Raw genomic sequence first — 12,764 nt, forward strand, 5'->3', positions numbered from 1 at the left:
CAGTCAGGGCCAAACCAGGAGCAAGCGGTTTTCCTCCATTTTGCCAAGACAAAATGGAGTCGCCCGTGGGGCGAAACCCTAGCTCCCAGTCCACGTGCAAACGGATCTGCCCCCGATTCCAGCCACACCTACGAAGCCATCAGTCCCGACACCGCTGTGGCGTTGTGTCACACCGTCCCCTCCGGCTTTGTTGATCTGGATCAACAGTCTCAGAAAGTGCTGTAGGAAAATTTCCACGCACCCCGACGAGTTCTAAACATGCCCGGTCCATTCGATTTCCTCAAACACCCGCTGGCAAAAGAAATCGGCCTGATCCTGCTGATCAAGCTCGTCCTGCTGATGGGCATCCGCAGCGTCTGGTTCGACGCCCCGGTCGACGTCAAGGATGACGGGGTGCAAGCAGGCCTGCATGTATTGGGCGCCCCTCCCGTATCTGATGAGAAGAACCCAAAATGATTTCGGAATCAGTCGTCGATCTCTCCCGGCTGCAGTTCGCGATGACCGCGCTGTACCACTTTCTGTTCGTTCCTTTGACGCTGGGCATGACGTTTTTGCTGGCCATCATGGAATCGGTGTATGTCATGACCGGCAAACAGGTCTACAAGGACATGACCAAGTTCTGGGGCAAGCTGTTCGGCATCAACTTCGCCCTGGGCGTCACCACCGGCCTGACCATGGAGTTTCAGTTCGGCACCAACTGGGCCTATTACAGCCACTATGTCGGCGACATCTTCGGTGCGCCGTTGGCCATCGAAGGGCTCATGGCGTTCTTCCTGGAGTCGACCTTCATTGGCCTGTTCTTTTTCGGTTGGGACCGTCTCAGTCGGGTGCAGCACCTGGCCGTGACCTGGCTGGTAGCGATCGGGTCGAACATGTCGGCACTGTGGATTCTGATCGCCAACGGTTGGATGCAGAACCCGGTCGGCGCCGAGTTCAACTTCACCACCATGCGCATGGAACTGACGAGTTTCAGCGACCTGCTGTTCAACCCGGTGGCGCAGGTCAAGTTCGTGCACACCGTTGCATCGGGTTACGTGACTGGCTCGATCTTCGTGCTGGCGATTTCCAGTTGGTATTTGCTTAAAGGCCGCGACATCGGCTTTGCCCGTCGTTCGTTCGCCATCGCTTCGGCTTTCGGCATGGCCTCGATTCTGTCGGTGATCGTGCTGGGTGACGAGTCTGGGTACGAGATCGGTGACGTGCAGAAGACCAAGCTGGCGGCCATCGAAGCGGAGTGGGAAACCGAACCGGCCCCGGCGGCGTTCACGCTGTTTGGCCTGCCCAACCAGGAAACCCAGCGCACCGATTACGCGGTGAAGATTCCTTACGTGATGGGCATCATCGCCACGCGCTCGGTGGACAAGCAGGTGACCGGTATCAAGGATTTGGTCAGCGAGCACCAAGGGCGTATCCGCAACGGCATGGTCGCCTATGACCTGCTGGGCAAGCTGCGCGCGGGCGACAAGAGCGAGCAGACCCTCAACGCCTTTAATGATGTGAAGAAGGATTTGGGCTACGGCCTGTTGCTGAAGAAGTACACCGACAACGTGGTGGACGCCAACGAGCAGCAGATCAAACAGGCCGCGCTGGATTCGATTCCTCACGTGGCGTCGATTTTCTGGACCTTCCGCCTGATGGTGCTGAGCGGCGTGCTGATGCTGCTGCTGTTCGCCTGCGCCTTCTACGCCTCCGCGCGCAAGAACGAAGCCAGCAAACGCTGGTTGTTGAAGTGGGCACTGTTCAGTCTGCCCTTGCCATGGATCGCCACACAGACCGGCTGGTGGGTGGCCGAGCACGGTCGTCAGCCATGGTCCATCGGTGAAGTGCTGCCGGTCCATCTGTCCGCTTCGACGCTGTCCAGCGGCGACGTCATGGGCTCGATCCTGGCGCTGGTGGGTTTCTACACCTTGCTGTTGATCATTGAGATGTACCTGATGATCAAGTTCGCGCGCCTGGGCCCCAGCAGCCTGCACACCGGTCGCTATCACTTCGAACAACGCGAACACGGCCCGTCCGCCGTCCAACAACCGGCCCTGGCCTGAGGAACCCATGATGTTCGATTACGAGACGCTCAAACTCATCTGGTGGGTCCTGGTAGGGGTCCTGTTGATCGGTTTCGCCCTGACCGACGGTTTTGACCTGGGGGCGGCGATGCTGATGCCGTTCGTGGGCCGCAGCGACAATGAACGCCGCGTGGTGATCAACACCATCGCCCCGCACTGGGATGGCAATCAGGTGTGGCTGATCACCGCTGGCGGTGCGCTGTTCGCGGCCTGGCCGTTGGTTTATTCAGCCGCTTTCTCCGGGCTCTACTGGGCTTTGCTGCTGGTACTGTTTGCCCTGTTCGTGCGGCCGGTCGGTTTCGACTACCGCAGCAAACTGGAAAACACCCGCTGGCGGCAAAGCTGGGACTGGGGCCTGTTCGTCGGCGGCCTGGTGCCTTCGCTGGTGTTCGGGGTGGCGTTCGGCAACCTGTTGCTCGGCGTGCCGTTCCAGTTCGATGACACCCTGCGATCCAGCTACCACGGCAATTTCTTTCAATTGCTCAGCCCTTTTGGCGTGCTGGCAGGCGTCGTGAGCCTGAGCATGTTGGGCCTGCATGGCGGCAGTTGGCTGATGATGCGCACAGAGGGGGCGATCGCCCGTCGCTCGCGGCGTGCTACGCAGTGGCTGTCGCTGGTGTTCCTGGCGTCGTTCATCGGTGCCGGCGCCTGGTTGGTGTGGGGTGAGATTCAAGGGCTGTCGATCACCTCGACCGTCGAGGCAGGCGCGGCACTGAACCCGCTGGCCAAGACAGTCGAAGCCACCAACCCGGGCTGGATGGCCAACTACCATGCGCATCCACTGACCGTGATCGCGCCGCTGCTGGGGATTTTCGGCGGTCTGCTGGCACTGCTCGGTGCCAGCGCCGCGCAGGGCAGAACGGCGTTCCTCGGCAGCAGCCTGGCCATCGTCGGCGCGCTGTGCACCGCGGGCTTCGCGATGTTCCCATTCGTCATGCCCTCGAGCCTGGACCCGGCGTCGAGCCTCACGGTCTGGGACGCCGTTTCCAGCCACAAGACCCTGGTCATCATGACCCTGGCAGCGGCGATTTTCGTGCCGATCATCCTTTGCTACACCCTGTGGTGCTATGCCCGCATGTGGGGCAAGGTCACCACCGCGCACATCGACCAGAACCCCCACGGGCTGTATTGAGCCCGGGACTGAAAAGAGGACGACATCATGTGGTATTTCGCCTGGATACTTGGCGTATTGCTGGCTTGCAGTTTCGGCATCATCAATGCCCTGTGGTTGGAGTCCTCGGACGCCAGCGCCGTGGAGAATGGCCGTGATCGCTGAGGTGCCGAGCACCCCCTACAAGCGTTCGTTGAGCCGGGCACTGTCGCTGCTGATGGCGGTGCCCTTGAGCCTGGTGCTGCTGATTCATCCGGCGTCGATGCTGGACGCCAATGGGCACTATTCCCACCGTATGCTGATGCTGGTCATGTGGGGCGTCGCCGCGGGCTTCGTCCACGGCGTGGGGTTCGAGCCGTATGCAAGGGCCTGGCGGCTGATGTTCCATCCGTTGCTGGCCTGGGGCTTGATGGCGCTGGGTTTTGGCATGTGGGTGATGGCGCGGCAGTGACCCTGGTGCAGGCGTGAACCTCGCCTGCCGGGTGTCCTTGGAACCGCCGGCGAACGCCGCCGACCTTGTCTCGGCGGCGTTTTTGCGTACGCGGTTGTCCGGCGCATAAGTTTCATGTCGGGTGCATCCGATCCTGCCCCCCCTTGTGCGAACCGCACCGCGCCTATGCCTTCGGTGCTGGTCTGCAACACCTCCCACAAGCAGCGCGCCTACCGATCCGCTACTATCCCGGCCACTTCAGTTAGCGCTTCAGTCGAGCCCCGCGATGGACAGATTTCAGGAAATGCAGGTTTTCGTTGCCGTGTGTGAAGAGCGTAGCTTTGCGACGGCGGCCCGCCGCTTGAACATGTCTGCACCCAGCGTCACCCGGGCGGTCGCGGCGCTGGAGAAACGCATCGGTACCTCGTTGTTGTCACGCACCACACGCAGCGTGCACTTGAGTGAGGCCGGGCAGCGGTACTTGACCGATTGCCGACGTATCCTCAGTGAGCTGGAGGAAGCGGAAGATTCGGCGGGCGGCAGCATCGCTTCGCCGGTCGGGCAGTTGACGGTGACGGCCTCCGTACTTTTCGGGGAGCTCTTCGTCATGCCTCTGGTGGTGGGGTACTTGAAGGCGTATCCGGGCGTGAGCGTCAATGCCTTGTTGCTGGACCGGGTCACGCAGATGGTCGAAGAGGGCATCGACGTGGCGGTGCGCATTGGCCATTTGATGGACAGCAGCCAGCATGGCGTCAAGGTGGGTGAAGTTCGCCGTGTGCTGTGCGCATCGCCCGGATACCTGGCGATTCACGGGCGTCCTCGTCATCCCACGGAATTGAAGGAGCACCGGTTGATCGTCTCGTCCGCCAGTGTGCTGGTGCGCCGGTGGGAATTCGTGGAAGAAGGTCGGCCGTTGCACGTGGATCTGCAGTCCCGCTTGACGGTCTCCGCGAACCAGGCGGCGATCACGTCAGCCAGGATGGGATGGGGCATTACCCGCGTGTTGTCCTATCAAGTGGCCAGTCAGGTGGCGAACGGCGAGCTGGAGCTGATTCTGCAGGATTTCGAAGAGCCGCCGCTGCCCATTCATGTCTGTTATCAGGCTGAACGCAAAGTCTCGGCCAAAGTCCGCACCTTCGTCGATTACTGCGTGGAGCACATGCAACAAGACCCTGCCATTCAAGCAGCAGGACGAGGGCACCGCTGATGGACCGTCATCGGCAGATGACGATTTTCGGCTGCGTCGCCCGCGAGCGGGGATTGGCGGCCGCTGCGAGAGCGCTGGGTGTGTCAGAGGCCACGGTCGGCCGCTCGCTGGCGGCACTGGAAAGGCGCCTTGGGACCCTGTTGTTTGAACGCAACACCCGAGGGGTCCAACTGACGGCGGCGGGTCGCCAGTTCGCGCTCGATTGCAGTCGCCTGCTGCAAGCGGCAGACGAGGCCGACGCATCCGCCAGCGGTCTGCACAGTGAACCTCGCGGATCGTTGACGCTGGTGACGCCCTTGCTGTTCGGCGAGCGGCTTTTGATGCCCGTCGCGCTTGATTTCCTCGACGCCTGGCCGGGCATCGAACTGTCGGTTGCCTATCAGGAACGGTTTCCCAATCTGCACGAGGAGGGCGTCGATGTGGCAGTGCTGATCGGCGCCTTGCCCGACGCCTACATGGTCGCGCGCCGGGTAGGGCAAGTGCGGCAGATGTTGTGTGCAAGTCCGAGTTACCTTCGGGATCACCCCGCCCCCGTCAGTCCGGACCACTTGATCAATCATTCGATGGTGGTGTGCGGTCACGACCATCGCGGGCTGGAGGAGTACTTGCAGCGCAGCGGCTCACCGCGCCGTTTGGCACTTCGCCCTGGGTTGCGCTGCACGACGCAGCTAGCGACCCTCAAGGCAGCACTGGGTGGCCTCGGGCTGGTGTCTTGCTTGAGCCATGAGGTACAGGAGCACCTGAGAACGGGGTGTCTGCTCCCGGTGCTTGGGGCGTTCGAGCCCGAGCCGTTGCCCGTGCACCTGGTCTACCGAGAGGGCCGACGGGCCTCGGCCAAGGTGCGCAGCTTCGTCGATTTTGCCGTCAACCGTCTGCGAGAGCACCCGCTGCTGAACATCCCGGGTGCTGATCATCGATCGTGAAGAGGGCTTGCGGAATGACCGGCGCTCCCAGGCAAACAAGGCGGTCCGTCAGGGATGTTCGGAGCGGGCTATCAGCTAAGTCCGAATAGAGGTTATTCAGGTGAGTTTCGAGGTATCGAAAATAAGCCGGACCGAAGATTGGGCCAGTTCCTGCGCCTGAGCGCGGACAGTTTCGAGCTCGGACCTCGCTGTTTCGTCCTGAGTATCATTGGCGCGGGCTTCGATTAATAGCGCCATTTGGTAAAGCGCATCAATCAGGCCATGAAGATTACGGTGCAATTGATGCGTCACATTCTCAAAGTGTTCGTTATGCAGCGGATCAGGTGGGCGAGATGGAGACAAAGTGCTATCACTGTCGCGCGGCCGTACGCCGGTCAACACATAGTTGATATCGACGCCTGCACCCAAGATGCGCAAAAGATAATCGGCTTTGGGCGAACGCACGCCATTTTCATAATTCCCCTGTGCATTGGTTTCAACCCCACCGATGGCGCCCAGTGCACTCTGCGATAACTTCAGGCGAGTACGTTCCTCTCTGAGTCGTGAACCGATCCCTGTCATGTGTGCCTCCCGCTTTTGTTCTCTGTTTTTAGCAATCCGTACCACACGATGACGGCATCAGAAAAACTCCATTGAAATATGAAATTATCGCCGGCCACTGCAAGTTGAGTGCGGTAAGGCAAGACAATACCGAATATCCGAATGGTGTGCGAAGGGATCCAAACGGTTGGGTGAAAATATTATTAAACAACCGTATGACACTCAGGGAATTCCAACATTTTGTCGGAAAGCTTTACTCGAATGAGTGTTGTTTTTTGAGTGATTAAATGAGGCACCCTTATTCGGATGCCTTAGTTCAAGTAATGGTGAGGCTGAAGCCATTATGTCGGGCAGCGCAGATTGGGTTGACGGCTCCAGCCAGTGGCCGTTCTGGCAATTGCATCCGCCAGGGCCGAGACGGCTTTCTGGTGAGCCAGCACCAGGTTTTCCATCCCGCTGGCCGCAGGCTGGCGAATCACGCTGCTGCAGGTCAATGTCTGGCGAGGGGTGCCGGTGCTGCGCAGGCTGAGGTTCCAGACCACATCAATCAGTGCGTAATGATCCAGCACCGATTCGAACCGACGCACGTCGGTGCGGATGGTCAACACTGGCTGGTCGTTTTGCTTGGGCAGGCCCGCCAGATCCCGGCTGCCGAAGCGTCTTTCCAGTTCACCCGTCAATGCGTCATGGAATTCGTCGCCAAGCGGTGCCCCCCAGCGCTCGTTCTCCAGAATCGCCAGGCTGCCGTCTCCCTGGCGCACCACCAAGGGCGGTTGGTCCACTTGGACGGCCATCAGCACCGGTTGCATTTCGAGTTGAAACGGGGCCTGCGCGGCGCTGGGTTGGGACTGACCGGCGGGGGCGATCAAGGTGTAATAGTGCGTCGGTGTGGACGCGCAGGCGCTCAGGCCCAATGCGCAGGCCAGCGTCAGTAAGCGGGAACGCACAATCATGGCGCGGGCTCCGGGGCAATTTCACGGGAAGAAGACGAACCTTTGTACGAACCGGGTGCTGCGTCGCCGCTGCGGCCACGGATCAGCGATTCGGGGTGGCGGCTGAGGAAGTCGGCCAACACCCGCACCGAACGCGCAGTGCGTTGCACTTCTTCCATCGCCTGGCCCAGCTGTTGACGCGCGGGCGAATCATCCGAGAACGTCGCATTGGCGTTACCCAAGGTTTTCTGGGCTTGCTGCAGCGTGCCCGTGACCTGGGGGAGCACCTGGCCGTTGACGTTTTTCATGGTCTTCTGCAGTTCGACCAAGCTGCCATTGAGGTTCGTGGCCAGCTCGTCGATCGGTATCTTGCCCAGCTTGTCCACGAACGCTTGGAGTTGTTCCTGCAACTTGTCGAAACTGCCGGGCACCGTCGGGATCTCCAGCGGGCGGGCCTTGGCGTTGTAAGCCACTTTAGGGGCCTTGGGGTCGAAGTCCATGGCGATGTACAGCTGGCCGGTCAGCAGGTTGCCGGTGCGAACCTGCGCACGCAGCCCGCGCTCGACGAACCGCCCGAGAATGCGCGACGTCTGTTCTTCCTCGTCGCCGCCTCCAGCCTGTTCCTTGAGCTTGTCGTTGGCCGCACCCAGGCGCTGCGGGTAAATCACCGCGCCCACGACGCCGGGAAACGCACCGGTGGCGGGGTCGTAATCGAGGTCCACCGACACCACACGGCCAATGTTCACACCGAGGAAATCCACTGGCGCATTGACCACCAGGCCACGCAATGACTGGTTGAAGCGCATGCGGATGTATTTGGGCTCGCCGTCGGGCGGTGCCAGAGCGGTGGCCTGATCCTCGAACAGCTTGAATTCGGTATTGGCCTCGGCCGGCTTGGCGTCCGGGCTGTACTTAGGCTCCCGGAACGCGATGCCGCCGGAGAGAATCGAGGTAAGCGACTGGGTCGACACCTTGAGGCCTGCGGCGCCGAGGCTGACATCCACGCCGCTGGCGTTCCAGAAGCGCGAGTCAGTCAGCACGAACTGATCATTGGGCGCATTGACGAAGATTTCGATGTCGACCCCTTTGCCATCTTTCGCCAGCTCATAGGCCACTACCTGGCCGACCTGGATCCGGCGGAAATAGACGGGCGAGCCGATGTCCAGCGAGCCGAGGTCATCGTTGTGCAGGATGAAACGTTTGCCCTTGTCGCCGTAGGTGATCGGTGGCGGTGTTTCCAGGCCTTTGAAGTTTTTCTCGGTCTTCTCGGAACTGCCGGGGTCGGCACTGATGAACGCGCCAGACAACAGGGTGTCGACGCCGGAAACGCCATGGGCACCGATACGTGGGCGCACCACCCAGTATTGGGTGTCGGCACGGGTGAACGGGACCGCCGACTGATTGAGGTCGATCGTGGCCAGAACGTGAGTCCGGTCGTCGCTCAACTCGATGTCGGTGACCGTGCCAATGACCACGTTCTTGTACTTGACCTGGGTTTTCTTGGCTTCCAGACCCTCCGCGGTGAGAAAGCTCACCACGACTTTGGGGCCGACGTTGAGAAAATCGTGGATGACCATCGACAGGCCGATCACACCGGCCACGATCGGCACCAGCCAGACCAGTGAAATGCGTGCCTTGCGGGCCTTGATAGTCGGTCGTACCGGCTCGGAGACCGGCGGGGGTGGGGTGCTATCAGACATCTTCAACCTCTGCGTCCCAGATCAACCGGGGATCGAAACTCATGGCGGCGAACATCGTCATCACCACGACCAAACCAAAGAACAGAATGCCCAGCCGCGGCTCGATGGTGCTTAAGCCACGAAACTGTACGAGGGCTGCGACCAGGGCCACCACCAGCACGTCGAGCATGGACCAATAACCGATCAGCTCGATGAAGCGGTACAGCCGGGAGCGTTCGCGCATGGCCCGTTGGCTGCGCCGCTGGCACGTCACCAGCAGCATGCCGAGCACCAGGAACTTGACGCACGGCACCAGCACGCTGGCGATGAAAATCAGGATGGCGATGTCCCACGAGCCGCTTTCCGCGAACTCGATCACCCCGCTCATGATGGTGTTTTCACTGGCGCTGCCCAGCAGCGTGGTGAACATCACCGGCAGGGTATTGGCCGGAATGTAGAAAATCAGCCCGGCGATCAGGAAGGCCCAGGTTCGCGCGAGGCTGTTGGGCTTGCGCCGATGAACCGGTGAGTCGCAACGCGGGCAGTCATGGGCGTCTTCAGGGCAGACATAACTGCAGACATGGCACAGCGTGACCCGATGCTCGCGGGCGAAGGGAATACCGTTCATTCCGGCTCTACCCCCAGCTCGGTCCAGAGGCGGCGAATATCCTTGCCCGCGATCAGCACGATCAGCACCATCAGCATCGCCATGGCCCAAAGCCCTACGCCAGGGTGGACGTCCAGCATGCCGGCCAGTTTGATGATCGCCACCAGAATGCCCAGCAGACAGACTTCCAGCATGCTCCACGGCCGCAAATGTTCAAGGGTGCGCATGCAGGTCTTGAATCCCGGCGCGACCTGATTGCGGTGGGCGTGGACCAGTACCCAGAACAGCAAGGCGATCTGCAGCGCCGGGGCGAGAATGATGGCCAGCCCGGCAACCAGGGCGATCAAAGTGATCTGCCCCTGCGCCAGGGCCTGCACCGAGCCCCACAGCGTGACCTCGTTATGCAGCCCCTGCATGCTGATGCTGATCACGGGAAACACGTTGGCAAAGATGAACAGGATGCCCGCCGCCAGGCTCAGCGCCAGCAACTGCTCGATGGTCAAGCGATGGCCGCGATCGAGCAGGGCGGCGCAGCGCAGGCAATAAGCCGACTCGCTTTTGTGCAAGGGTTGGGCGGGGTACAGCGAGTCGCAATGCTCGCAGATGATCCACTGCTCGGGAGCGGTCTGCGGGCTCGGGCGATCGCTCATCGGCGCCGCGGTCGGGGATGTGGGCGTGTTCACGTTAGTCTGGCTTCAAAGGCGTGCGTGTCAGGACATTGACCACAATGCCAGCATGGCGTTCGGTGCCGGGCAGGGGGTCGTGAAAAACACCTGAATGAAAGCACGTTTGCGGTGGTGTCGGTGGCCGAGATGTTGCGGCATGTGTCGCCGAAAAAGGTGGCAAGTGTACCCTGTAATAACGGGTTAGGGCGTGCGAAAAAGCTGATAAGTCTCCGAAAAAAAGCGGCTCCTGCTGTGGGCGTAATCCAGCCCCGTCGGCGCCTCGCTTCCCCTGTTGGACAGTCTGCGCCCCAAGCGACTAGCATCGAGCCCTTTACCGGGTCGAAGGGGGGGCAGCAATGCCAACGCGACAAACGATCAGCTTGTGGATGGATCAACTCGATGAGCCCCCGTCACCCCGGCCCTCGCTGCAGCACGATCTGGATATCGATGTCGCGATCATCGGTGCGGGTTACACGGGACTCTGGACCGCCTATTACCTCAAGCAGCAGGCCCCCGAACTGAGCGTGGCGATCATCGAAGCGCAAACGGTGGGCTTCGGTGCTTCCGGTCGCAACGGTGGCTGGGTGATGGGTAACTTGCTCGGCGACGAGCGCCTGCTGTCCGGGTTGCCAGAGCCGGAACGGCGTGCCTCTTACCAGCTGTTGTTCGACATACCGGACGAAGTGAAGCGTGTCATCGACCGTGAAGGCATCGCGTGCGATTACCGCAAAGGCGGCGCGCTGTATTGCGCGGCACGCTATCCCGAGCAGGAAAAAAGCCTGCGCGCACACTTGCAAGCCCTTTACGCGGCGGGCTTGACTGAAGCCGATTACCGCTGGCTCGACCCTGCACAGTTGAGCGAGCAACTGCGCATTGCCCGGCCCTTCGGCGCCATCCATTTTTCCCACTTGGCGACGATTCAACCCGCCAGACTTGTGCAAGGCCTCGCCCGGGCGGTGGAGCGTCTGGGGGTGTCGATTCATGAGCGCACCCCGGCCACCGACTGGCGTTCAGGGCATGTCTCGACACCCAACGGGCAGATTCGCTGTCGCTGGGTGGTCCCGGCCGTGGAAGGGTACGCCGCCGCGATGCCCTCGCTGAGCCGTTATCAGTTACCGGTCCAGAGTCTGATGGTGGCCACCGAGCCTCTTTCGGCGCGGGTGTGGGACGATATCGGTCTCAGCGAGGGGCAGGCCTTTGGCGAAAGCAGCCGCCAGGTGACCTACGGCCAGCGATCAGCCGATGACCGGCTGATATTCGGCGCGCGCGGCGGGTATCGTTTCGGCGGTCGCCTGCGAGAGAACTTCGACCTTACCAACAGTGAGATCCAGTTGCGCCGTTACCTGTTCGGCGAACTTTTTCCGCAATTGAAAGAGGTGCGCATCACCCACTCATGGGGCGGCAACCTGGGCATGGCCCGACGCTTTCATCCGCACATGCTGTGCGATCCGGCCCAGGGGATTGCCTTGTCAGGCGGCTACGGCGGGGAGGGCGTCGGCGCGAGCAACCTGGGCGGGCGAACCTTGGCGGATTTGATCCTGCAGCGCGACACACCACTCGTTCGGCAGCCTTGGGTCATCCGCGAAGGTGGCCTGAATCGCTTGCAGGCGTGGGAGCCTGAACCGCTTCGCTGGCTGGGTTACAACGCGATCATTCGCAGTTTCGTCAGCGAAGACCAGACCCTGGCCAATCCTCATGCACCGCTTTGGCGGCGCAAGATGGCCAGCGGCATCGCCGACTTCATGGAGGGGTTCATGAAGTGATCGAGGGCTCGGCGGAACGAGATCGTGCTCGACCTGAGCCTGAGCCTGCGCTCAGGCCAAACGAGCGCAGCAACCGACCATCGTTCATGGCGTACCCTCTGGCAGCGCTCGCCGTTGGCAGTTCGCTCATCTGGAAGACCATCGAACGCTGCCCCGCCAGTTCAGTTCAACCGCCGCTGGCGCCCAGGCTGCGTAATGCGGCAGCGGCCTGTTCGTTGCCTTGTTCGGACACGATGCGCAAGGCCGTCTTGCCTTCGACATCGACGTGGTCGGGATCGGCGCCACGCTGAACCAGCGTGGGCAGGAAATCCAGGCGGCCGAACAGCGCCGCGAAGGACAAGGCCGTCTGGCCGCTGTGGTTGCTTTGGTCGATCGGGCAGCGGTCCAACAGTTGCTCGGCGACCTCCTGTTCGCCTTTGAACAGTGCGCCCATCAGCGCCGTGTTGCCGTTGTTGTCGGGTATGCACGGATCGGCATGGCGGGCGAGCAGCGCGCGCACTTCCGGCAGATGGCCATGGTAAGTCGCCAGCACGAGTGCCGTGTAACCGGATGAATTCACGGCATTGACCGGGTAACCGGCATCCGCCAATGCTTCGGTGATGTCTTGTCTGCCGGCGCGGGCAGCATCGAACCATTCCTGATCGTAAAGGTGAGGATTCACCCGCTCGACCTGGCCTCGCAACGGGATGCCACCCGGTGAAGCGGGCAGCCACAGATTGGGCAGGAACAGATGGCTGGCCACGAGCGCGGCCCAGATGACGAGGACTGCCAGCAGACAGACCACAGCCCAGCGCCATCGACGATCGATAGAGAACATAACGACTCCTGTTGAGAGTCGCTGGCC

15 protein-coding genes are annotated in these 12,764 nt (G+C 61.3%); 9 read left to right on the forward strand and 6 right to left on the reverse strand.

The window, feature by feature from the left end; translation table 11 throughout:
* From DBP26_RS27135 to DBP26_RS21850, 8 genes are all read left to right on the forward strand, one after another.
* On the forward strand, window positions 1-225 hold a 225-nt coding region (locus DBP26_RS27135; protein ID WP_218565857.1), incomplete at its 5' end, for a hypothetical protein.
* A 33-nt stretch (window positions 226-258) separates the two neighbouring features.
* A complete protein-coding gene (gene cydP / locus DBP26_RS21820) occupies window positions 259-456 on the forward strand; it encodes a cytochrome oxidase putative small subunit CydP (protein ID WP_108239605.1) in 198 nt (65 codons plus the stop codon).
* On the forward strand, window positions 453-2,042 hold the full coding sequence (locus DBP26_RS21825) for a cytochrome ubiquinol oxidase subunit I (RefSeq protein ID WP_108239606.1): 1,590 nt from the start codon (window positions 453-455) through the stop codon (window positions 2,040-2,042). The genes cydP and DBP26_RS21825 overlap by 4 nt, the downstream gene beginning before the upstream one ends.
* 10 nt (window positions 2,043-2,052) lie before the next feature.
* Window positions 2,053-3,195 carry a cytochrome d ubiquinol oxidase subunit II gene (gene cydB, locus DBP26_RS21830; protein ID WP_108239676.1) on the forward strand — a complete coding sequence of 381 codons (1,143 nt, stop codon included), beginning with the start codon at window positions 2,053-2,055 and terminating at the stop codon, window positions 3,193-3,195.
* Between the two features lie 27 nt (window positions 3,196-3,222).
* Window positions 3,223-3,339, forward strand: coding sequence for a cytochrome bd-I oxidase subunit CydX (gene cydX, locus DBP26_RS21835; protein ID WP_108239677.1), 117 nt, complete (start codon window positions 3,223-3,225; stop codon window positions 3,337-3,339).
* On the forward strand, window positions 3,323-3,625 hold the full coding sequence (locus DBP26_RS21840) for a cyd operon YbgE family protein (RefSeq protein ID WP_108239607.1): 303 nt from the start codon (window positions 3,323-3,325) through the stop codon (window positions 3,623-3,625). The genes cydX and DBP26_RS21840 overlap by 17 nt, the downstream gene beginning before the upstream one ends.
* A 265-nt stretch (window positions 3,626-3,890) precedes the next feature.
* The gene (locus tag DBP26_RS21845) at window positions 3,891-4,811 is read left to right on the forward strand and encodes a LysR family transcriptional regulator (RefSeq protein ID WP_108239608.1); all 921 of its coding nucleotides are present in this window, start codon (window positions 3,891-3,893) and stop codon (window positions 4,809-4,811) included.
* Window positions 4,811-5,734: a LysR family transcriptional regulator gene (locus tag DBP26_RS21850; protein ID WP_108239609.1), complete on the forward strand. Its 924-nt coding sequence runs from the start codon at window positions 4,811-4,813 to the stop codon at window positions 5,732-5,734. The genes DBP26_RS21845 and DBP26_RS21850 overlap by 1 nt, the downstream gene beginning before the upstream one ends.
* Window positions 5,735-5,830: 96 nt before the next feature.
* Here DBP26_RS21850 and DBP26_RS21855 read toward each other — a convergent pair whose 3' ends face one another.
* The 5 genes from DBP26_RS21855 to DBP26_RS21875 form a co-directional block, all read right to left on the reverse strand.
* Window positions 5,831-6,295 carry a helix-turn-helix transcriptional regulator gene (locus tag DBP26_RS21855; RefSeq protein WP_108239610.1) on the reverse strand — a complete coding sequence of 155 codons (465 nt, stop codon included), beginning with the start codon at window positions 6,293-6,295 and terminating at the stop codon, window positions 5,831-5,833.
* A 320-nt stretch (window positions 6,296-6,615) separates the two neighbouring features.
* Window positions 6,616-7,227, reverse strand: coding sequence for a PqiC family protein (locus DBP26_RS21860; RefSeq protein WP_108239611.1), 612 nt, complete (start codon window positions 7,225-7,227; stop codon window positions 6,616-6,618).
* Complete coding sequence (locus DBP26_RS21865; RefSeq protein WP_108239612.1) at window positions 7,224-8,906, reverse strand: MlaD family protein; 1,683 nt, start codon at window positions 8,904-8,906, stop codon at window positions 7,224-7,226. The genes DBP26_RS21860 and DBP26_RS21865 overlap by 4 nt, the downstream gene beginning before the upstream one ends.
* A complete protein-coding gene (locus tag DBP26_RS21870; RefSeq protein WP_108239613.1) occupies window positions 8,899-9,513 on the reverse strand; it encodes a paraquat-inducible protein A in 615 nt (204 codons plus the stop codon). Before DBP26_RS21870 ends, DBP26_RS21865 begins: the two co-directional genes overlap by 8 nt.
* Window positions 9,510-10,142 carry a paraquat-inducible protein A gene (locus DBP26_RS21875; RefSeq protein WP_108239614.1) on the reverse strand — a complete coding sequence of 211 codons (633 nt, stop codon included), beginning with the start codon at window positions 10,140-10,142 and terminating at the stop codon, window positions 9,510-9,512. The genes DBP26_RS21870 and DBP26_RS21875 overlap by 4 nt, the downstream gene beginning before the upstream one ends.
* A 371-nt stretch (window positions 10,143-10,513) precedes the next feature.
* On the opposite strand from DBP26_RS21875, the gene DBP26_RS21880 reads away from it, so the two are divergent.
* Window positions 10,514-11,920: an FAD-dependent oxidoreductase gene (locus DBP26_RS21880; protein ID WP_108239615.1), complete on the forward strand. Its 1,407-nt coding sequence runs from the start codon at window positions 10,514-10,516 to the stop codon at window positions 11,918-11,920.
* Window positions 11,921-12,086: 166 nt separating this feature from the next.
* Here the strand turns inward: DBP26_RS21880 and DBP26_RS21885 are convergent, their stop codons facing one another.
* On the reverse strand, window positions 12,087-12,737 hold the full coding sequence (locus DBP26_RS21885) for an ankyrin repeat domain-containing protein (protein ID WP_108239616.1): 651 nt from the start codon (window positions 12,735-12,737) through the stop codon (window positions 12,087-12,089).
* Window positions 12,738-12,764: the final 27 nt, after the last annotated feature.

Origin of the sequence: Pseudomonas sp. RIT409 (assembly GCF_003052515.2) — a bacterium.
GTDB lineage: Bacteria > Pseudomonadota > Gammaproteobacteria > Pseudomonadales > Pseudomonadaceae > Aquipseudomonas.

Coding starts and splice junctions, on each gene's coding strand:
- DBP26_RS21880 (WP_108239615.1), top strand. CDS start 10,514: ATGCCAACGCGACAAACGATCAGCTTGTGGATGGATCAACTCGATGAG.
- DBP26_RS21845 (WP_108239608.1), top strand. CDS start 3,891: ATGGACAGATTTCAGGAAATGCAGGTTTTCGTTGCCGTGTGTGAAGAG.
- DBP26_RS21875 (WP_108239614.1), bottom strand. CDS start 10,142: ATGAGCGATCGCCCGAGCCCGCAGACCGCTCCCGAGCAGTGGATCATC.
- DBP26_RS21885 (WP_108239616.1), bottom strand. CDS start 12,737: ATGTTCTCTATCGATCGTCGATGGCGCTGGGCTGTGGTCTGTCTGCTG.
- cydB (WP_108239676.1), top strand. CDS start 2,053: ATGTTCGATTACGAGACGCTCAAACTCATCTGGTGGGTCCTGGTAGGG.
- cydX (WP_108239677.1), top strand. CDS start 3,223: ATGTGGTATTTCGCCTGGATACTTGGCGTATTGCTGGCTTGCAGTTTC.
- DBP26_RS21855 (WP_108239610.1), bottom strand. CDS start 6,295: ATGACAGGGATCGGTTCACGACTCAGAGAGGAACGTACTCGCCTGAAG.
- DBP26_RS21870 (WP_108239613.1), bottom strand. CDS start 9,513: ATGAACGGTATTCCCTTCGCCCGCGAGCATCGGGTCACGCTGTGCCAT.
- DBP26_RS21860 (WP_108239611.1), bottom strand. CDS start 7,227: ATGATTGTGCGTTCCCGCTTACTGACGCTGGCCTGCGCATTGGGCCTG.
- DBP26_RS21840 (WP_108239607.1), top strand. CDS start 3,323: ATGGCCGTGATCGCTGAGGTGCCGAGCACCCCCTACAAGCGTTCGTTG.
- DBP26_RS21850 (WP_108239609.1), top strand. CDS start 4,811: ATGGACCGTCATCGGCAGATGACGATTTTCGGCTGCGTCGCCCGCGAG.
- DBP26_RS21825 (WP_108239606.1), top strand. CDS start 453: ATGATTTCGGAATCAGTCGTCGATCTCTCCCGGCTGCAGTTCGCGATG.
- cydP (WP_108239605.1), top strand. CDS start 259: ATGCCCGGTCCATTCGATTTCCTCAAACACCCGCTGGCAAAAGAAATC.
- DBP26_RS21865 (WP_108239612.1), bottom strand. CDS start 8,906: ATGTCTGATAGCACCCCACCCCCGCCGGTCTCCGAGCCGGTACGACCG.